A 19,233-nucleotide genomic window follows, 5' to 3' on the forward strand; every position below is an offset into this window, starting at 1 on the left:
GCGCCGGTCGCTCGTGCATGTGGGGAGCCTCGCTCCCGACGCGCTCGCCACACCTCAAACCATGGACTATGAAAGGGCCAGACTCTCGAAATGAATGAGGGACCCGAGGGTCTCAGGTCACCCCTTCTCCGGATGGAGGAGGGGTTTTTCTTTTGGGGGCCCATTGCGAAGCAATGGGGGTGAGGGACTTCACCCCGCGCTTGCATTCCGGCGCGCGGAGCGGCAAAGAGGCGGCGTACCAAAGTTGGGGGCGGTTAGCTCAGTTGGTAGAGCATCTCGCTTACACCGAGAGGGTCAGCGGTTCGAGCCCGTTACCGCCCACCATTTTCCTCCAGGCCAGTACAAGGCCAGTGAAGCGCGAATTGCGCCAACCCTAGAAACAGAGCGGCCAAGGGGGAGGGTAGACCCCCTTGGCCGGTGTGCCCCGCCCCCTGGGAGGAGTGGGCGGAGCGGTGGTACCTCAGGCTTACTGCGACATCACGCGCAGGCGCACGCCGATGGTCTTGGGCGTCGGGCCAGCACCGGCGGGGGCGCCGGCGTTGCCGACGAAGGTCGGACCCCGTTCATCGGTGAGGTTGGTCCCGAACAGGGACACTTCGTAATTGTCGGTCCGCACGCCCAGCGTGAAGTTGGCCATGCTGTACGGATCGGCAATGCGGCCGTTAGCCTGCAGGCGGTCGCCGCTGCGGCTGTAGCCGATATTGCCGAAGCCTTCGAACTCATCCGTGAGCTGACGGCTGTAGGAGGCATCGAGGCGGTAGTTCGACTCGATCGTGTTGACGACGCGCGAGCCGGGGCGGAAGAGCGGCAGAGCCGCCTGAACCGCCGGGTTCACGGTGTCATAGTTCGTATCGTTGACGTTGCCGACGATGCCGACCGACAGGCCTTCGACCGGCGTCATCCAGCGCAGCTCATAGTCGAGACCCTTGGAGGTCGCGTCGCCGAAGTTGGAGAAGCCGTTGACGCCGACGATGGCGCCGGGCGTGTTGGTCTGCATGTCGGTGTATTCGGTCTGATAGAGGTTCAGGCCGACTGACAGGGCATTGTCGAATCCGCGCCATTTCAGGCCGACTTCGTAGTTCTTCGATGTTTCCGGGTTGAGCGCGACACTGACCGGCACGCCGGCGAGCTGCAGCGACTGGACCTGGGCCTGCGACTGCACGATGCCAGCGCGGAAGCCCGTGGCGGCTGTGGCAAACATGGTCAGGTTGTCTGACGGCAGGTAGGACACGTTCACGCGCCAGGTCGTGACGTCCTTTTCGTTGGGCAGCGAGCTGGTGGCGTCTTCGAAGGTACGTTCGTCATGGTACTGACGAAGACCGACGAGCGGGACGAGTTTGCCATCCATCAGGTCGTAGCTGACCTCACCGAAGACCGCGTAGCTCTCAGTGATGGTGTTGTTGTCAGCGTTGATATTGGTCGTCGGGTTCAGCAGCTGGTTCTTCTGCGGGCCCTGGCCGTCGAGGTACTGAGCGCCGAGCACCCAGTTGAACGGGCCATCGCCGGTCGAGTAGCCGCGGATCTCCTGGGCGAACATTTCCGGGTAGAACTGGCTGGAGAAGAAGCCCGAGGGCGATTGCGGGATGTAGATGCCGAAATTGCCGGACAGGTCGCTGGTGGCGCTGGTGAGGGTGAAGTTGTCGAACTCCACATCCGCCGTGAAGCTGAACAGTTTGAAGTCGCCATTGCCGAAGCTCGGCTGGCCTTGGGTGTTCTGGTAGTAGGGCGGCTCGACCGAGGCCATGTTGCCGAGGAAGTCCTGGCGCGGCTGGAAGTGCCAGTACTGGGCGCGCAGGGTGATGTTGTCGGCGGGTTTGGCGAGCGCAACGACGCGGATGTCGTCATTCTTCATGACGTTCGCGTCCTTGCGGTCCGGCGTGCCGTCAAAGAGGCCGTAATAGACGTCGGCCCAGCCAGCGTTTTCCGAGGTGCCACCGCTGATGCGGACGGCAAGGCGGTCTTCGATGATCGGGATGGAAACTGCGCCGGCATAGCCGAAATTGCTGCCGTCCGAACCGGTGGTCTTGGAAGATTCAAGTTCTGCGGCCCATTCCATGTCGGTCAGGTTCGGGTCCTTGGTGTGGAAGATGAACACACCGCCCGAAGAGCCCTGACCATAGAGCGTGCCGTGTGGGCCGCGCAGAACCTCGACGCGTTCCATATCGAGGAAGCGGACGGGCGGGGCGATGCCGAAATTGGTGACGATGAAGGGGACGTCGTCGAGATAGTAACCGATGGGCGAATCACCGTTGGCGTTGCTGCCGCCGGCGCCGCGCAGGTTGTAGGAGCGCGAAGCCACCGACTGGCGCTGGCCTTCATAGGCGCCCGGGATGGACGAGACGAGGTCGTCGATCGTGTTGATGTTCTTGACCTTGAGGTCTTCGGCGCTGAACGCCTGGATGGCGAGCGGGACCGACTGGAGTTCCTGGGCGCCTGACTTGGACGCCGTGACGATCACGGTTTCGAGCTGGCGGGTTTTTTCCGTCGAAGCCGATTCGGTTTCTTCCGTCTGGGCAAGGGCCGAGCCGGTCGCCAGCGACATGGCGAGGATAAGGGAAACGGCGGATGTGGAACGAAGACAATTCATGATTAACCTCCCTAAGGTTCTTGTTTTTTCAAATTCCAAACGTTTGCATACTCCTGTGATCCGGAGATTCCAAGATGGAAAATCGGAATATTCCCGAGGCGTTGCGTAAATACATCTGTTGCGCTGCGGAAAGTCCGCAGGCGCCGGGCTTTCCGAGGGCGCACCGGCACGCAATCCGCCCGGCGCAGTGTGATTCCTTGCACGAAACGCGCAGAAATGGGCATCCGGGCGCTGCAGACGGGCGGCAGGCGGTGGCTCGCGCGCGGCGCCGGCCTGTGCCAGAGAGGGCGGACTGACAGGAAAGTGAAGACGCTTGGCGGGTTGTGGCTTGAACTCGGCGCAGCATGGGCATAAGCAAAATACAATCGGTTGCATAAAAGCCAGAAACCGGAAGGGAGAACGAGATGAGGAATTCCAGAACAGGGCGCGTAATGCGCCGCAGATCAGAGGGCCGCGCAGCCCGGCGCGGCGCGCGAACCATTGGTATGCGGATGATGCTGCCGCTGGCCGCGATGTTCCTGGCGCAGCCGGTGATGGCGCATGCCGACACGTTCAAGGCCGGTGCAGCCAAGGTCGACATCACGCCGGAGGGCGAGAAGCTGCCGCAGAATTTCCTCGGCGTGCTGGACCGCGTGCATGTTCGCGCCATCGTCGTCGAGAATGGCAAGGACCGCGGAGCCATGGTGACGGTGGATGTCGGCGGTATCCCGACGCCGATCTGGGAACGTGTTTCGGCGAAAGCGGCGAAGGAACTCAATATTCCTGTCGAGAACCTGCTGATGACTGCGACGCACACGCACTCTGTGCCGTGGGGATGGTCTGTCGGCTATGAGGAGCAGGTGTACGAAGCGCTGGAAGAAGCAGCTGCAGCGCTGCAGCCGGCGCGGATGTCGAATGGCACAGGTGTTTCCTACATCAACACCAACCGCAACATCATCGACCCGGTGACAAAGCGTTGGTGGGAAGGCCCTAATTATGATGGGCCATCGGACAAGACAGTTGCGGTCGTGAACTTCGAAACGCTGACCGGCGAACCGATTGCCGTGTACTACAACTATGCCGTTCACCCGGTTGTCACCGGTAACCTCGACATGATCAGCGGCGACATTCCCGGCGCAGCCTCGAAATATATCGAGGATTCGCTAGGCGGCGATGTGGTGGCCGTAAACTCCTATGGCGCGGCCGGCGACCAGAACCCGATCTTCTTCCAGCAGACCTATGACCTGCGCGCCATCCGCATCGCGGATTACGCCGCACGCGGTGAAGACATCAGCAATGCGATGCCGCCGGGCGGCCAGGGTATGGACCGGAACAATCCCCGGGTTGCCATGCTGATGGAACAGCAGAAACAGATGAACCTGACGTTCGGCCAGATGCTGGGCGAGGAAGTGCTGCATGTGCTGCGCAGCGGCCTCAGCCGTCCGGAGACGGACGTAAAGGTCGAAGGTGCGGCGATGACGGTGATGTGCCCGGGCCGCAAACGCCTGAACCAGGGCCGTGCCGGCTATGCCGGAGAGTATGAGGATGCCGATCCGATCGGCGTGCGTCTCAGCCTGCTGCGCCTTGGCGATACGGCAATTGGCGGCGTGAACTCCGAGATGTTCACGATGATTGCCCAGCGCTTCAAGGCCGAATCGCCGCTGAAGAATTCGATCCTCGTGGCGCTGACGAATGGTTCGTCGGGCTCCGGCTATATTCCGAACGATGCAGCCTATGGTCAGTACACGTTCGAAGTGATTTCCTCGCGGCTGAAGCCCGGTTGCGCAGAATCGGCGATCGTCAACGGCATGCTTGACCTGATCGAAGAGACCAACTGAAGCGAACGATGCACATTCCCTGACTTGTGTGCGTCCCCTGGGGCGCCGGGCAAAAACCCGGCGCCCTTTTTCTTGTCAGGCGCCGAGCGCGCCGCGGGCGAGCGCGATGGCGCCGCGCGGGCCCGCTTCCGTGCCGAGCGCGGGCAGGCGGATGATGTCTTCCGCCGACGCCGCATTCAAGAAGGGCAGATAGCTTGAGAGCTGTTCGACCAGCCGTGTACGGACCATCGGCAGAAGGAAGGGACGATAGGCGCTGACACTGCCGCCAAAGAGGATGCGCTGGGCGGAGGTGGTGAGAAGGATCGTGCCGGCGAGTTCGGCAATGTCGGCGGCGACATCCGGCCAGGTGGGATGCGTGTCGGGCACGGTCTCGGCCGGCGCACCGAAGCGTGCGGCGAGGGCCGGGCCGGAGATGAGGCCTTCGATACAGTCGCCGTGAAAAGGGCAGATGCCGCCGAACGTATCGCCGGGCATGCGCCGAGTGCGGATATGGCCGATTTCCGGGTGCATGGCGCCGTGGATCGGGCGGCCGTGGAGGAGCAATCCGCCGCCGATGCCGGTGCCGATGGTGATGTAGCAGAGGCTGTCGCAGCCGGCGCCGGCGCCCCAGAGATATTCGGCGAGGGCGGCGCCGTTCACGTCTGTATCGATGTTCCAGGGGCAGGTGAGGCCCTCAGTTAGCGTGCCGGCGACATCTGCGCCGGACCAGCCATATTTCGGAGTGCTCAGCATGCGGCCGAAATCCGGACGGGCGGGGTTCAGCTGCAGCGGACCGAAGGAGGCAATGCCGAGCGCTGCAAAGCCGCCTTCGGCCTGCCAGCGGGTGAGGTGCTGGTTGACGCCCGGCAGGGTTTCGCGCGGCGAGGTGGTCGGCACGCTGACCTGGTCGAGGATTGCGTTCCCTTCCACCAGCAGGGCGATGCATTTCGTGCCGCCCAGTTCGACGCCGGCGAAGCGCTGTTTTCCAGACATGATGTCTTCTCCCTGGTCAGGTGATAGCCGCGCGCGCGGCGGGATGACAGACCGGAATGCCGGTCAGCGGCCGAGATGCGTATCGAAGAAGCGAACCATGACATCATAGGCTTCGCGCGATTCCGGCACATCAGGATTGGTGTAGAAGCCGTGGAACATGCCTTCCCAGACGTGCAGGTCTGCCTTCACGCCGAGGCGGACGAGCTTCGAATGCGTGTAGACGGCGGAACTGAGATCGAAGCTGCGGGTGCCTGTGATGAACTGGGTGGGCGGGAAGGCGGCGAGGACATCATCGGAGACGGCAGGCGCGATCAGGGGATTGTAGGGATCCTCGTCGGCAAGATAGCCGATGCGCGAGCGGACCGGGGCCTCGGCGCCGCGAGGCGGAGCGAAGAAGCGGCCCTCGCCAGCAGCGGTGGCGGTGAATACGGCATCCCCGCCGAAATAGCTCGGGATCGGCGGCGTGTTGCCGGCGCAGTAGATGCCGGCAGCGCCCGGTGTGGGCAGGCCGTGCTTCTGGAACCAGGCGAGCGACATGCCTGTCAGCATGCCGCCGGCCGAGCAGCCGAAGATGCCGATATTAGCTGCGGGATAGGATTTCAGGAGTTCGGTGTAGACAGCGGCGACATCTTCACTGGCGGCCGGAAATTTATGGTCCGGACCCTGACGGTATTCGGGAGAGATGACGCGGAAGCCGCCGAGATGGGTGACCGGCATGGATTCGAGCTCCGCACAAGCGGGCCAGCAATTGATGAAGCCGCCGCCATGCAGATTGATCAGCACACGTTTGGCATTCTCTGCGGGAACGCCGCCGGCGGGGGTGTAGTCGTAGACGCGGACGCCGGCGATCTCGGTGTCGGCGCGGTTCACCGGGAAGAGGATCTTCTGGCGGTCGATGAAGGCCTGAAGGAAGTTTGCGGCGCCAAGCTCTGGAGTCGGCGCGAGCTTTTCCGGCGTTTTCATCGTGAGCAGGTGGTCGACCAGATAGGCTTGGCCTTCCGGGCTGAGATAGGGGGTGATCGGGATCGACATGGCGGGGACGTGGACGGTGCCGTCCGGGTCGACCGTGACGGTGGCCGGGGCGGGCGCGGCTTCGGCGGCCGGGGCGGGCGCATGGGCACAGGCGGCGAGCAGCGCCGCGGCGCCGGCAAGGGCCGCGCGGCGCAGGCCGGCCGGGATGGTGAATGATGCGCGCATGGGGTCCTCCGCTTCAGTGTTCACCCTTTGCGGCACCTTCCAGCGGCAGGCGGGTTGCATGGCCCGGGCGGGCGGAGGGATACCGGAGGGTCTCTGCCGGATTGCCTACACGGCCAGCACGATATTTGCAAACGATTGTATTTACTATCAAAACGGGCCGGGCGCGAAGTATTTTCCCCGGCCGGTATTGGCCGGGAAAGGGATGATGCTACATATCGGGAGGGGATGGTGTGCCGGGTTGCAGGCGGATTACGCGATGTTCCGGATGCCGCTGGTTGCCCGGAAATGCGTCGTTGCCGTGTGCCAGGGCCGGGGATGCCCGGATGTCTCTCAACAATGCCCGGCCTGAGCGCTAGAGTCAGCGGCCAGAACCACTCGAAGAGCGGATGAAATGAACAAGAAAGTTACAATGCTGGAGCTGGCACGGATCGCGCGGGTCGATATCTCGACCGTGTCGCGCGCCCTGAATGACAGCCCGGTGGTCAAGGAAAGCACGCGCAAGCGGATCCAGCGTATTGCTTCCGAGATCGGCTATGCGGTGAACGCACCGGCGAGCAGCCTGCGGCGCAAGTCTGCGCGGGCGATCGGCATGGTGATCCCGCTGGACCCGGAAACCGAACAGACGATGTCGGACCCGTTCTTCCTCGAGATGGTCGGGGCCGTGTCGCAGGCCGCCGCCGAACAGGACTTTGACCTGGTGGTGAGCGTGCCGCGCGATGCCCGCCAGCTGGCGGAGCAGCGGCTGCTCAATACTGGCCGGGCGGACGGCATCATCGTGATCGGCCAAGCGGCGCGCAGCGACCGGCTGAACGAGCTGGCGGCGGTGCACACGAACTTTGTCGTCTGGGGCGGCCGGATGAGCGGCGCCAAGTACACGACGGTGGGTAGTGATAACGTCAAGGGCGGGCAGATCGCGACGGCGCACCTGTTCGAGCGCGGCGCGCGCCGGATTGCATTTCTCGGCGACCCGACGCTGCCAGAGGTGAAGCAGCGCTATGAGGGCTATCTCAAGGCACACAAGGAAGCGGGCATTGCGGTGAATGCGTCGTTCCTGCTGCGGATGAATTTCAGCGGCCACTCGACCTATGACCAGGTTCTGGAATTCGTGCGGGCGGGCAACAAGGTCGATGGCATCTTCGCAAGCTCCGACCTTCTCGCCAATTCGGCGATCCATGCGCTGGTCGCCGAAGGGCTGAGCGTGCCGGGCGATGTGAAGATTGTCGGCTATGATAATATCGGGCAGGCCGCGATGATGACGCCGCCGCTGACGACCGTGTCGCAGAATATCGCCGAGGGCGGACGGTTGCTGGTAGAGCTGCTGCTGGCGAAGCTCGAAGGCGAGAAGGTGAAGTCGCGCTTCACCAATACCGAGCTGATCATCCGCAGCTCGACCTGATCGCCTCTATCCGCCGGAGCGTTTCGGGGAAGAGGCCGCGAGTTCGGTCGTGTCCTGCGGCAGGCGGATGGTCTTGACCGGTGCAAAGGTGAGCTGCCGGTCGACGGCTGCATATTCCGTATAGGGCGCAACCAGGCTAAGCCGACCGGCGCGGAAATCCGTCTGCATGATGCTGGCGCCGAACAGGTGCTCCGTATCCGGAATGAGGGATGCCTGGTTCGCGAAGGCAGGCTTCCAAGGGCCGCGCAGGGATTTTGACGTGTAGAGGCGCAGCACCTTGGTGACTTCGTCCGCAGGCTGCGTTTCGCTGAGGCGGTCGCAGGCGGAGATGATCATGTACCAGGTTCCGGTTTCCGGATCGGCATAGACTTTCGGCACTTCGGCCTGCGTGAAGGCGCTGTCATCGGGCAGCGTCATCGGCGGGTGAAGCGTTTCGATGCGGAAGGCGCTGCCGCTCTGGCGGACAGTGGCATGAGCCACGGCCGGGCGGGCCGGACCTATCTTTGCGGACCAGAAAACTTCAAGCCGCCCATCGCCTGAATCCAGAATGAAGGGGTCGCGCCAGGCGAGGATCGGGCCGCCTTCCTCCCCGTCATGGGCGCCGAGCGTTTCCCTTGCCGGGAGATAATAGCCGGCTGCGCGGATCGCGTCATAGTCGCGCGCCGGGCAGGAGAGCGCGGCGGCCGGAAGCTCGTGCAGGGAGGTGGCGCTGCCGGAGCGGGCGAGGCAGATGGTCTGCAGAAATGGCTTGCCCGCCGCGGCGCTGCGGATGCCGGTGAAGCCGCAGACCCAGTCGCCCGCGCTGCGCGCCAGCATGCCGCCGCTCCAGACATTGCGCGCGAAGGCGCCGTCGCCGGTATCGCGCGGTCCGGCGAACACGCCCTCATCCTTCCAGCTGCGCCCAGAGTCGACCGAAATGAAGTGGCGGATGTGGAAGGGATAGTCGTTGCGATGGTCCGGCGAGATCGGCGCGCCATCATGGCCCGTGCGGCTGAGCGCGAGGCAGTAGAGATGGATCGTTCCGCCAAGCTCGGCCGTCCACGAATCCCAGAGCCACAGCTCGGGATGCGTAATGCCGTTCTCGAAGGTCTCGGCCGACGGCGGTGGAACCGGGGCCGGTTTCTGGGTGAACATCGGCAGGTCTCAGTACTCGCGGGAGTCAGCTTCGGAGAGGGCGTTTCCGGCGGGATCGGCAATCAGGTTGTAGAGCGCGAAAGCGAACAGGAGGCCGGCGAAGACAGCCGCAAGCCGGAAGCCGGCTTCCATCTGTCCGCCGCCGAACGCGTCGCTGACATAGCCCATGAGGAGCGGAGTGAAGGCCGCGGAAACCGCGGTGAAGAAGAGGATCAGGCCGGCGGCGGCGCCGTGCTTCGCCTTCGGCAGGCAGCTGATGCCCTTGGAATTGAAGGTCGGGTAGATCATCGACATGAACAGGCCGGACAGCGGCAGCAGGAACACGGCAACGTCCTTGCCCATCAGTGTACTGAGCAAGAAGCAGAGGAAGATGGCACCAGTGAAGGCGGCCATCACGACTTTCCAGTCAAGAACTTTCAGGATCCACAGCGCGAGGAAGCGGCCGACGGCGCGCAGCACGAAGAAGATCATCACGGCATAGGTCGCAATCGCCATGGCGAGCGGTGTGCCGGTATAGCCGGCGAACAGGGTGGGCGCCCAGACGAAGATGGCGACTTCGCAGGCCACATACAGCGCGATGGCGCCAGAAAAGCCCATCGCATAGCGGTTGCCCATCAGGCGGATGGCGCTGAGGAAGCTGGCATCCTTCGTTTCGGTCTTGTGGGCCGGTTCCGGAAAATCGGTTTTCAGCGAGGCGAGGATCATCACCAGGCAGAGCGCCGCCGCGAAGAGGTACAGCCAGCGCCAGGAGAGGCCTGCAGAATCCAGCGTCACAACCATCAGCGGGCCGATGATCGCGCCGATGGCGAAGAAACCTTCGCAGGCATTCATGCGCCGGGTGTGGTCGCTGGTGGAGGTGGAGATGTCGCCGATCAGGGCGAGGATGGCGGTCTTGAAGACGCCGATGGCGAGGCCACCGAGGAACAGGAGGGAGAGATAGAAATAGAACGCGTTCGACGCAAAGAAGGCGGCACTGGAGACGCCGTAGATCGTGAGGCCGAGGATGATCGCCTTGCGACGGCCGATCCGGTCGGCGAGGAAGCCGAGCAGGATGCCGCTCAGCGCGATGCCGACCATGGTGGCCCAGTGGAAGAGGCTCGCCTCGGTGTTGGAGAGGCTCATCTCCTTCTTGGCGATGTTGATGATCTCGCCGACGGCATCGGTGGTCATCGCGAACATGAAAAACATGGCATAGGAGAGGACCACAACCATCGGGATCATGGACTTTGCCGGGGCAGTGCCGGCGGCGGCGGTCTGATCTGACGTGTTCATCCTGGTATTTCCTCCGGCCCGTCACTCGCTAACGCCAATACAAACGTTTGTAAATCCATTCCGCCCGGTCAGGGGGCCTTCTTTCCTGTGCCGGCCTCTGGTCAGCGGAACAGGTCGATGTCGATCGAGTCGGCCATCGCCTTGTATCCGGTGTCGGATGGGTGAAGCTTGTCGCCCATGTCGTACTTCTCCCAGAGGTATTGCGGGGCCTCGGGGTCGCGCACGGCGGCGTCGAAATCGATGACGGCATCGAAGGCGCCGCTGGTGCGGATCCAGTCATTGATCTGGTTGCGGATGACATCCTTCTCCTCGGTGGCATAGCCGGGGAAGGGCGAGCCGAGATCGGGCGTCAGCGTGGCGCCGATGGCGCGGATGCCTTTCGAATGGGCGCGGTCGATCAGCTGCGTGTAGGCGGCGATGAAATCGTCCACGGTCAGCGTCGGGAAGGGTTCCGTGCGCCCGAAGACGGTCAGGCCGCTGAGGCCGAGATCGTTGATGCCTTCGAGGATGATGACATCCGTGACGCCGGGGATGGAGAGCACTTCACGGTCGAAGCGTGACAGGGCGCTCGGGCCGACACTGTCCTGCAGGAGGCGATTGCCGCCGATGCCCTGGTTGACGATGGCGACGTTGGTCATGCCCTCGGCGCGCATCCGCTCGGCGAGGAAATCCGGCCAGCCGCGCATCATCGGATCGCGGCTGCCCATGCCATCGGTAATCGAGTCGCCGAAGGCCACGATGACGCGGTCAACGCGCGGATTGTCGGTGTGGATCGCCGTGACGAGCGGGCGGGCGACGAGGCGGGTGGTGCCTTCAAGGCGCTCGGCGCCGGTGCGGTCATCGCCAGGCGAGACGTGCACGACGAGCTGCGGGTCCGCGTTCGGAACGGCGACCGATTCCGGCAGGTAGAGGCTGACGGCGAGAATGGCGCCGTCCGGCACTTTGAGATCGACCGGGTCGCTCAGGATCGGCGCGCCGGCAGACAGGGACAGCCAGTCCGGACGGCCCGAGAAGGTCAGTGTACGAACCGTTGCGGGGTCGATGGTTTCGCCGTCGGAAAGCGCGATGGTGGCGCCGCCGATGGGCAGGCGCGAAATGCTGGGGCCGCCATTCAGGACAATGCGCACTCGTTCGCCGCCCGCGCTGACGCGCATGAAGTAACGCACCGTGCCTTCGAGCACCGGCGGCTTGCGGCCGGAAGGTGACGGGCCGGTCGGGATGCCGCTGGAGACGCTGCTGGCCCAGGTGGCGACCCATTTGTCGGACGATGCGGCGGCGATTGCCTTTGCGGCAGCCTCGTGCAGCGCGAGGTAGCCGGGGCGGTTGGGATGGACGCCGTCCGGCGTGTAGGCCGGCGACATGCGGGTGCCGTCATCGGAGAGGAGGCTGTGATAGTCGACATAGACCGAGCCGGTCTGCGCGGCATAGGATTCCAGCCATGTGTTGAGCGCGGCGATCCGAACGGGCGGCTGCGCATCCGGGCGCCAGCCGAACTTCTCGGCCGGGGGAATGCTGGCGAGGACGACCGCGATGCCGTTCTCGCGGGCAAGCGTCACCATGGCGCGGATCTGGTTCTTGTAGGTCTCGTCGCTAACCGGGCCGGTATTTTCGGCGAGGTCATTGGTGCCGGCCATGATGTGCACCACGTCCGGGCGCAGGGCGACGACATCGGCGGGGAAGCGGACGAGCATCTGGGCTGTGGTCTGGCCGCTGATGCCGCGATTGAGGATGCCGGGGCCGAACAGGGCGGGGTCGCCGGCGCTCCAGAATTCGGTGATCGAGTCGCCCATGAAGACGGCTTTGGGCGGCGTGCCGCTTGCCAGCACACGAGCATTGTCTTCCTTGTAGTGGCAGAGATTGGCCCAGTCGGTGCGCAGGCGGGCGCTGTTGGCGGCCTGCACTTCCTTTAGTGCGGGGCTGCCGAAGATCGACTGATGGGTGAAGCCGCTGTCCGGATCCATCATCCGCTCAACCACGCCGGCCATGAAGGCGGTGGTCTCCGCGCTGAGCTGGGTGCAGGCGGGGGCATCTGCGGCGCGCTGCGGTGCGGCGGACGGGGCCTCCGGGCTGGAGGTACAGGCGGCAAGGGCCAGGACGGCGCTCAGCAGAAATGCAGGTTTCATGGCCTGTTTGTCCTCCTCGGTTCGGCCGGCTTGGCGCGGCCCTCTTTCTGTATCCGGGCGCAGTCTGCGGTCTCCGGTGCTTTAGTCTAGCCCTTCAGCTCCCCAAATTGCAATCGTTTGTATTGTCTGGGGTGGATAACATTCCCGTGGGCACGGGATTGTCCCGCATTTGACGAAGTTCCGCCGGGGAAGTGGTATAAGAGTCGATGAAACCCTGCGGCGGACCCGCCGCTGTCCGGAGGAGAGACCTGATGAGACCTGTCCTGTTGGCCCTGCCGCTTTCCGCCCTGGTTGCGGCGTGCACGCCCTATATCGCCCCGGCGCCTGAGCCGGCGGAGGCAGTGGTGGCGCAGTATATGTGCGGCGACCTTGCGGTGGAGGTGACGTTTGCGGACGAGAATTCGCTGATGCGGGCAGGCGGGGCGGAGTACGCGCTGGCACCGGTCGTGACGGGGTCGGGCGCGAAATACGCAGCGGCGGGCGACGGGCCGGAAACCTCGTTCTGGAGCAAGGGCGAGAATGGCCTGCTGGTGATCGACGGGGAGGAGTATCCCGAGTGCGGCCCCGTGGGGGCTGCGCCCGCGAGCGCGCCGGCGGAGGGCCGCTGGTCGGCGGTGGGGCAGGAGCCGGGATGGATGCTGACCATCGAGGCGGGCGAGGCCATTTTCGGCTATGATTATAATCAGGCGCAGCATACCGCAGCGGTGACCGGGCCGACGCCGATCGAGGGCGGCGTGGAATATATCGAAGGCCCCGGCGGGCTGGCAGTGACGCGGCTCTACAAGGTATGCCAGGATGTCATGTCAGGTATTCCGTACCCGGACACGGTGACCGTGACGCTGGGCGACAACGTGTACCGCGGTTGCGGCGGCGACGCGCAGGCAGTGCTGGCGGGCGCCGAATGGGGCATTGAGGAAATCAACGGCCAGCGCGTGATGGACAGCGCGCGCGTGACGCTTACATTCGAGCCGGCAGATGGCCGGGCGGGCGGCACAGGCGGGTGCAATCGCTGGGGCGCCAGCTATACGCTGAACGGCGAAGGCATCAGCTTCGGTGATGCGATGTCGACGCAGATGGCGTGCGAGGAGGCGGTGATGCAGCAGGAGCAGGCTTTCCATGCGGCGCTGCGGGCGGTGACGTCCTATACGGTGGACGAGACCGGCGCGCTGGTCCTGACAGGTGCGGACAATGCAAGCATCCGCGCGCGGCGCTGAGGTCAGCTGCCGGAGCTTGTGCGCAGGCTGCGGCGGATGAAGGTTTCCAGCTTCAGGACCGGGTTGTCATCCGGACTGGTGAGATCGTTGACCGATGCGGCCGTGTGTTCCTGCGTAGCGTCGCCGCTGGCATAGCCGATGATCTGTTCGACGCGCGCCTCGAGGGATTCCGTCAGCAGGCGGATCTGATCGGCGGCGCGGTTCATGTCGGCCTTGGTGACCGGGATGCGTGAACCCGCGTCCATCATCGAGGCCTGCATGCGGATGGTGCGCAGCGGCACAAGCAGTTCGGAGGTGACCGAGCGCAGGAAGCGCGTCTTGGCGGTGCTCGCCTCGTCCGCTTCCTGGCGCAGCGACTCGGCTTCCTGGCGGGAGTCTTCGATCCCGGTAACGTCGGTGAAGATTTCGACCGAGCCGATACTGGCCACTTCATAATTGGCCATCTGCCAGTAGCGGTCGAGCGCATGGGCGACGCCGCCGGTGGATTCGACATTGCGCAGCACCTGCTTCACGCGGGCGTAGAGTTCGTTCTGGAAGACGATGCTGCCGTCTTTCGCGCGCACGGCGAACGCCTGGCCAGAGCCTTCCAGCGCCACTTCGAGAATATCGCGCAACTGGCTGGCTTCCTCGACCGACTTCACTTCCTTCAGGTAAAGGACGAAGGCCTGGCGGGCGCCGAAATAGATGGTGAAGAGCAAGAGCGACAGGGCAATGGCGATGGCCACCATCCGGTCGTTGAAGTGCAGCACCATGTGCAGGTAAAGCGGCAGGGCCGAGCCGGCCATGTAGCGCAGCACGAGGCGCGGGTTGCGCGGCATGACGCACATCAGGCCGGCGCACATCGACACCATGAACAGACAGCCGAACACCAGCGACCAGAACGGATCGCTCGTCTGGTAGAGCGGCAGGCTGCCGAACAGCGCGCCCATGAAGACTGCGAGCGATTCAGAGCGGCGCACATAGCGGCCGCTGACCGATTTCGGCGCCGGACGGCCAATCTTGCGCACATAGTCGAAGGCCATGAACACGGCAGCGACCAGGTTGGTCAGCATCCAGATGAAGATCAGCGTCTCGCCCGAGATCGTGTGGGCGATATAGCTGGCGATCAACGTGTTGAAGACGGTGACGAAGGCCATGATGTGCATGGCGCGCGAGACGTCCAGATGCTGTTGCAGCCGGACGCGCGGCCCTATGGCCGCCTCCTTGTTCGGCTTGCCCGTGAGGACATAGCGGAGGAAGTTCAACTGCTCGCTCATGGGCGCGTTTATGGCAGGGAAACCTTGTTTTCCCGCTTGGCGGGCCGGCCAGATTTGAAGGTCTGTGTTTGCGTCCTGTTAACCCGGCATCCTGTTTTGATTGCTACAGATTGAGGCGGTGGGCGCCGCCGCCTGGTAGCTTTCAAAGCTCGCTCTGGTGGTGGACATCGGCGGCGCAGGCTGGCACGAGCAGGCGCACTTGAAGGTAAGGATCGCATGCCGAGGTTGAAAATCGCGGTGATTGGGGCAGGCCCCGGCGGACTGAGCGCGGCTCAGTTCATCCGCGATTCCGGGCACGAAGCCGTTGTTTTCGAAAAGGAAAACCGGATCGGCGGTAAATCCTTCTCGTTCTCGAACGGCGATGCGTTCAACGAGATGGGGACCTGCTACACCACGCGCCAGCATGTGATCGTCAAGCGCTGGATGCGCCAGCATGGCATCCACCTGCGTAGGCTGGGCGAGGCGCGCTACGACGATGCGCCGGTGGTCGATTATGTGAAGAAGGGCGCCGGGCCGCCGCTGGCGGTGCAGGCACTTAAATTCGTCACTGAAGCGGGAAAGCTGCGCCGGAAGATTGCCGCTGCGCCGGAGGACAAGGCCGTGCGCGCCGAGGCGGCGATGACGGTGGATGACTGGCTCGCACGCCTGAAGCTGCCGAAGCTGGACCTCGCCATGCACCGTATCCTGCCGGCGCAGGGCTATGGCTATGCGAAGGAAGTGACCATCGGCCAGACGGTGCAATGGTGCGACTTTGACCTGCTGATCTCCGGCGTGCTGAACGACATGCACATGCCGGTGGAAGGGTGGAGCGAGTTCTGGGAGCGGTTTTCGAAACGCTTCGACATTCGCCTTGAAGCCAATGTGCTCGGCCTCGACCGGGACGAAACGGGCGTGACCGTCTACACTCAGAACGGCACCGACAAGTTTGATGCGCTCGTTTCCAGCGTGCCGATGGATGAGTTTGCGCGGCTGGCGACGCTGGCGCCGGCGGAAGAGGCAGTGCTGACAGGCGTCGACTGGCAGAATTACACGACGACGCTGGTCGCCTCGAAGAACTGGTTCACCGGCGCGCAGGTGCATGGCTATTCGCGGGCCTGCAAGGACCCCTCGCTGCGCGGGGCGATGCTCGGCTCGCGGCGCGAGGGTGAGGCGCTGGAGGACGGCGCACGGCTTTATGTTACGGGGCAGTTCTCCAACAACCTCACGCCGGCGGAATTGCGCGAGATCCTGCTTTCGGACATCGCCGCGCTGGGCGTGCAGGCGGATGTGATCTATGCGCGGACTTGGAAGTATTTCCCGCAGTACAATGCGCAGGCCGTCGGCGCCGGGCTGTTCTCGGCGCTGAGGGAAGCGCAGGGCGGGCGGCGGACATGGTTCACCGGCGCGACCTTCTCGCATGAGCTGGTTTCGTCCGTAGTCGAACGGTCCCGGCTGTCGGTGAAGGATATGGTGAAGCGGCTGGGGTAAGTTCCTCGGCTACCCAATCGCCGAATAATAATCCCGCCAGCACTTCTGCCCCACATCATTGTAAGCCCGCATAGCATCCACCATGCGTAAAAACTCTGTCTGCGGACCTAGTTCGGGTGGCAGCAACGGATCGAAGTTGATGAGGCGGATGACGGCCTGGCCGGTGAGCAGGGTGTCGCGGGCGGCTTCATCCTTGCCGAGGCGGGGCAGGCGGGCGAGGCTTGCGTCCATCGCGGCGATGGCGGTGGCATAGGCATCGGCGAGCGCGTCCGGCGGCCAGAGGGTGGGCCAGTCCGGCGGGGTGGCGGCGGCGATGGCGGAGATGCGAAGCAGGGTCATGTCGCCGTCTGCGCCGATGCCGGTGAGGTCTGCGCGGTGATCTTCCAGCGTGCGCGCGAGATTGGCGGGGCGCACCCAGAGCGCGCCGGCGGTTTCGCGGTAGCCGTAGAGGGCGAGGGCGCGTTCGCGGGCGCGCAGCTGCTTGCGGTCGGTGCGGCCGAGATCGTGTGTCAGGGCGATCAGCCAGTCGCCATTCCACGCGGTCATCCGTTCCCGGACATTCTGCCAGTCCTGCAGGCGCCGTGTCAGCGCGCGCGCGCGCGGGCCGGGAGAGTAGACGCCGCGGTCTGGGCTTTCGAGCAGGCCTTCCTTCAGGAGGCGCGTGACCGCGACGCGCAGGGTGGCTGCCTCGATGCCGAACAGGGCGGCGGCGCCGATCAGGCGGCCGATGGATTGCGGGCCGGCCTCCGTGCCGCTCATCAGCGACAGGACGAGGGCGCGGGCGGAGACGTCTTCCGGGGCGAGGGGTTCAAAATAATACATCAATTGACGTGATATGACATATCGTGTAATAAATCACTAAGAAGGATGATGGGAGGCCCGCGCAATGAACACGGTGAAGCTTTCGGACGCGCTGTCAAAGGAAGACTTGCGGGCGCTGCGGGAGAAATCCGACCTGCGGGCGGCGGCTTCGCTCCTCTGGACCTGGGCGCTGATCGCGGGCGCCTTTGCGCTGTTCGTCGTCTGGCCGAACCCGCTGACCTTCCTGGCCGGCGCGGTGATCCTTGGCGGGCGCCAGCTGGCGCTTGGCGTGATCAACCATGACTGCGCGCATCATGCCTTCTTCAAGAGCGCGAAGGTGGATGATTTTGTCGGCCACTGGATCTGCGGCGCGCCGATGAACATTTCGCTGCCCGCCTACCGCGCCTATCATCTGAAGCATCACAAATATGCCGGCACGCCGGACGATCCGGATATCGGTTTTGTGAAGAATTACCCCGTGCCGGCCGAAAGCCTGCGCCGGAAATTCATCCGGGATCTGACGGGCCAGACGGGATATCGCGATACGCTGCGCAAGATCCGGAACTTCAAGTTTGCGCGCCAGTGGCAGTGGCCGGCCTTCCATATTGCGCTCCTGGGCATCCTGACGGCGGTGGGCGCGCCCTGGGCTTACCTGATGTGGTGGGCGGCGGAGATTTTCTTCTATCCGGCGATCGTCCGCCTGCGGCAGATCGGCGAGCATGGCACGGCGAAGGATCGCACCAGTCTCGACGCGCGCCTCAACACGGGCACAACTGTCGCGCCTTTCTGGCAGCGCGTGATCCTGGCGCCGAACGACGTGAACTACCACCTCGAACACCATATGTTTGCGTCCATCCCGCCCTATAACCTGCCGCGCCTGCACCGCACATTGTCCGCAGGCGGATATTATGACGGATTCGACTGTATCTCGCGTGGTTATGGCGACGTGATCCGCCGCGCAGTGCGCCCGGATGAGGCGCAGATGGTGGCGGCGGAGTAGGCCGGCTCCAAGCCTTTTATTCATGAAGTTTGCCGTAGACGCCTGCGAAGGCAGGGGTCCAGCTTTTCTGCGTCTGGGTACCTGCCTTCGCAGGTCCCTTCGGAGACGGCGGGCTACATCGGCTCCGTCCGGTACGGCGCAAGGTCCGGGAACACCGGTTCGCGTTTTTCGGCGCGGGCCTTGAAGGCTTCGGCCATGTGCGGGGGCGGGAACATGGCGGCGTTCCAGATGCCGATATAGTCGAGCGTGTCGGCGGTATTGTGGTCGCGGCCGTAATTGATCAGCACTTTCGAGCCGGTGACGGCGATGGGGTTTTTCGAGGCGATCTCGCGCGCCGTTGCCATCACGCCGGCGATCAGGTCTTCGTGCGTGTCGTAGATGTCGTTGACGAGGCCGATCTCCTTCGCCTTCGCCGCGTCGATGCGCCGGCCGGTATAGGCGAGTTCCTTCACCCAGCCTTCGGGGATGTAACGCTGCAGGCGCGGAAAGGTGCCGACATCGGCGGTCATCGCGATGTTGATTTCCATGATGCAGAAGAAGGCATCCTTCGTGCACCAGCGGATATCGCCGGCGGTGATCATGTCGATGGCGCCGCCGATGACGCCGCCATGGCAGGCGAAGAGGACGGGGATGCGCGCCTCTTCCATACAGTTGAAGGATTGCTGGATCGCTTTGACATTCGTGCGGAAGGCTTCGGCAAGAATGTAGCGGTCATGCTCGGCGGCGGGGCGCGGGCCGGTGAAGACAGTGGTGTCCATGCCGGCGGAGAAATGCTTGCCGGTGGAGGAGATGACGATGACGCGGGCGAGGGCGTTCTGGTCGATGGTGCGGACGATTTCCGGAAGCTCGTTCCAGAAGGCCTTGTTCATCGTGTTCATCGCCTCGGGGCGGTTCATCTGGATGTGGGCGACCTTGTCCTCGATGGTCACCTTGAAGGCTTCATAGGATGGCTTGAGCATGGGATTTCCTCCGTTTGAGGAGGAATGTAGCAGGCGCG

The 19,233-nt window shown here is 64.0% G+C and carries 14 protein-coding genes and 1 tRNA gene; 6 read left to right on the forward strand and 9 right to left on the reverse strand.

What is annotated here, in order from left to right; all coding sequences use genetic code 11:
* The first annotated feature begins 248 nt into the window (after nt 1-248).
* Nucleotides 249-324: transfer RNA gene (locus tag ACK4TE_RS11935), tRNA-Val, on the forward strand.
* Between the two features lie 142 nt (nt 325-466).
* Here the strand turns inward: ACK4TE_RS11935 and ACK4TE_RS11940 are convergent.
* Nucleotides 467-2,587, reverse strand: coding sequence for a TonB-dependent receptor (locus ACK4TE_RS11940; RefSeq protein ID WP_409911745.1), 2,121 nt, complete (start codon nt 2,585-2,587; stop codon nt 467-469).
* Between the two features lie 431 nt (nt 2,588-3,018).
* Here ACK4TE_RS11940 and ACK4TE_RS11945 point away from each other — a divergent pair, with 431 nt between their 5' ends.
* Nucleotides 3,019-4,404: a neutral/alkaline non-lysosomal ceramidase N-terminal domain-containing protein gene (locus ACK4TE_RS11945; protein ID WP_409911746.1), complete on the forward strand. Its 1,386-nt coding sequence runs from the start codon at nt 3,019-3,021 to the stop codon at nt 4,402-4,404.
* A 75-nt stretch (nt 4,405-4,479) separates the two neighbouring features.
* Here the strand turns inward: ACK4TE_RS11945 and ACK4TE_RS11950 are convergent, their stop codons facing one another.
* Together ACK4TE_RS11950 and ACK4TE_RS11955 are read right to left on the reverse strand one after the other, a co-directional pair.
* Entirely contained in the window at nt 4,480-5,376 is an 897-nt protein-coding gene (locus ACK4TE_RS11950) for an ROK family protein (protein WP_409911747.1), read from the reverse strand.
* A gap of 63 nt (nt 5,377-5,439) precedes the next feature.
* A complete protein-coding gene (locus ACK4TE_RS11955) occupies nt 5,440-6,573 on the reverse strand; it encodes an alpha/beta hydrolase (protein WP_409911748.1) in 1,134 nt (377 codons plus the stop codon).
* Nucleotides 6,574-6,964: 391 nt separating this feature from the next.
* Between ACK4TE_RS11955 and ACK4TE_RS11960 the strand changes: the two genes are divergently transcribed.
* On the forward strand, nt 6,965-7,969 hold the full coding sequence (locus ACK4TE_RS11960) for a LacI family DNA-binding transcriptional regulator (protein ID WP_409911749.1): 1,005 nt from the start codon (nt 6,965-6,967) through the stop codon (nt 7,967-7,969).
* 6 nt (nt 7,970-7,975) lie between these two features.
* Here the strand turns inward: ACK4TE_RS11960 and ACK4TE_RS11965 are convergent, their stop codons facing one another.
* The 3 genes from ACK4TE_RS11965 to ACK4TE_RS11975 form a co-directional block, all read right to left on the reverse strand.
* Entirely contained in the window at nt 7,976-9,103 is a 1,128-nt protein-coding gene (locus ACK4TE_RS11965; RefSeq protein WP_409911750.1) for a hypothetical protein, read from the reverse strand.
* 9 nt (nt 9,104-9,112) lie between these two features.
* Nucleotides 9,113-10,375: an MFS transporter gene (locus ACK4TE_RS11970; protein WP_409911751.1), complete on the reverse strand. Its 1,263-nt coding sequence runs from the start codon at nt 10,373-10,375 to the stop codon at nt 9,113-9,115.
* A 101-nt stretch (nt 10,376-10,476) separates the two neighbouring features.
* Nucleotides 10,477-12,498, reverse strand: a complete 2,022-nt coding sequence (locus ACK4TE_RS11975) for a GDSL-type esterase/lipase family protein (RefSeq protein WP_409911752.1) — start codon at nt 12,496-12,498, stop codon at nt 10,477-10,479.
* Between the two features lie 251 nt (nt 12,499-12,749).
* Between ACK4TE_RS11975 and ACK4TE_RS11980 the strand changes: the two genes are divergently transcribed.
* Nucleotides 12,750-13,712, forward strand: a complete 963-nt coding sequence (locus ACK4TE_RS11980) for an META domain-containing protein (RefSeq protein WP_409911753.1) — start codon at nt 12,750-12,752, stop codon at nt 13,710-13,712.
* Nucleotides 13,713-13,714: 2 nt separating this feature from the next.
* Here the strand turns inward: ACK4TE_RS11980 and ACK4TE_RS11985 are convergent, their stop codons facing one another.
* Nucleotides 13,715-14,968: a hypothetical protein gene (locus ACK4TE_RS11985; protein ID WP_409911754.1), complete on the reverse strand. Its 1,254-nt coding sequence runs from the start codon at nt 14,966-14,968 to the stop codon at nt 13,715-13,717.
* 216 nt (nt 14,969-15,184) lie between these two features.
* Between ACK4TE_RS11985 and ACK4TE_RS11990 the strand changes: the two genes are divergently transcribed.
* Entirely contained in the window at nt 15,185-16,435 is a 1,251-nt protein-coding gene (locus tag ACK4TE_RS11990) for an FAD-dependent oxidoreductase (protein ID WP_409911755.1), read from the forward strand.
* 9 nt (nt 16,436-16,444) lie between these two features.
* Here ACK4TE_RS11990 and ACK4TE_RS11995 read toward each other — a convergent pair whose 3' ends face one another.
* A complete protein-coding gene (locus ACK4TE_RS11995) occupies nt 16,445-17,257 on the reverse strand; it encodes a hypothetical protein (RefSeq protein WP_409911756.1) in 813 nt (270 codons plus the stop codon).
* Between the two features lie 64 nt (nt 17,258-17,321).
* Between ACK4TE_RS11995 and ACK4TE_RS12000 the strand changes: the two genes are divergently transcribed.
* Nucleotides 17,322-18,236 carry a fatty acid desaturase family protein gene (locus ACK4TE_RS12000; RefSeq protein WP_409911757.1) on the forward strand — a complete coding sequence of 305 codons (915 nt, stop codon included), beginning with the start codon at nt 17,322-17,324 and terminating at the stop codon, nt 18,234-18,236.
* 113 nt (nt 18,237-18,349) lie between these two features.
* Here the strand turns inward: ACK4TE_RS12000 and ACK4TE_RS12005 are convergent, their stop codons facing one another.
* A complete protein-coding gene (locus ACK4TE_RS12005; protein ID WP_409911758.1) occupies nt 18,350-19,195 on the reverse strand; it encodes a crotonase/enoyl-CoA hydratase family protein in 846 nt (281 codons plus the stop codon).
* Nucleotides 19,196-19,233: the final 38 nt, after the last annotated feature.

The organism is Hyphomonas sp., assembly GCF_046313975.1.
Lineage (GTDB): Bacteria > Pseudomonadota > Alphaproteobacteria > Caulobacterales > Hyphomonadaceae > Hyphomonas.

Excerpts from the sequence above, each read along its gene's own strand:
- ACK4TE_RS11940 (WP_409911745.1), bottom strand. The coding sequence starts at position 2,587 with ATGAATTGTCTTCGTTCCACATCCGCCGTTTCCCTTATCCTCGCCATG.
- ACK4TE_RS11945 (WP_409911746.1), top strand. The coding sequence starts at position 3,019 with ATGCGCCGCAGATCAGAGGGCCGCGCAGCCCGGCGCGGCGCGCGAACC.
- ACK4TE_RS11950 (WP_409911747.1), bottom strand. The coding sequence starts at position 5,376 with ATGTCTGGAAAACAGCGCTTCGCCGGCGTCGAACTGGGCGGCACGAAA.
- ACK4TE_RS11955 (WP_409911748.1), bottom strand. The coding sequence starts at position 6,573 with ATGCGCGCATCATTCACCATCCCGGCCGGCCTGCGCCGCGCGGCCCTT.
- ACK4TE_RS11960 (WP_409911749.1), top strand. The coding sequence starts at position 6,965 with ATGAACAAGAAAGTTACAATGCTGGAGCTGGCACGGATCGCGCGGGTC.
- ACK4TE_RS11965 (WP_409911750.1), bottom strand. The coding sequence starts at position 9,103 with ATGTTCACCCAGAAACCGGCCCCGGTTCCACCGCCGTCGGCCGAGACC.
- ACK4TE_RS11970 (WP_409911751.1), bottom strand. The coding sequence starts at position 10,375 with ATGAACACGTCAGATCAGACCGCCGCCGCCGGCACTGCCCCGGCAAAG.
- ACK4TE_RS11975 (WP_409911752.1), bottom strand. The coding sequence starts at position 12,498 with ATGAAACCTGCATTTCTGCTGAGCGCCGTCCTGGCCCTTGCCGCCTGT.
- ACK4TE_RS11980 (WP_409911753.1), top strand. The coding sequence starts at position 12,750 with ATGAGACCTGTCCTGTTGGCCCTGCCGCTTTCCGCCCTGGTTGCGGCG.
- ACK4TE_RS11985 (WP_409911754.1), bottom strand. The coding sequence starts at position 14,968 with ATGAGCGAGCAGTTGAACTTCCTCCGCTATGTCCTCACGGGCAAGCCG.
- ACK4TE_RS11990 (WP_409911755.1), top strand. The coding sequence starts at position 15,185 with ATGCCGAGGTTGAAAATCGCGGTGATTGGGGCAGGCCCCGGCGGACTG.
- ACK4TE_RS11995 (WP_409911756.1), bottom strand. The coding sequence starts at position 17,257 with ATGTATTATTTTGAACCCCTCGCCCCGGAAGACGTCTCCGCCCGCGCC.
- ACK4TE_RS12000 (WP_409911757.1), top strand. The coding sequence starts at position 17,322 with ATGAACACGGTGAAGCTTTCGGACGCGCTGTCAAAGGAAGACTTGCGG.
- ACK4TE_RS12005 (WP_409911758.1), bottom strand. The coding sequence starts at position 19,195 with ATGCTCAAGCCATCCTATGAAGCCTTCAAGGTGACCATCGAGGACAAG.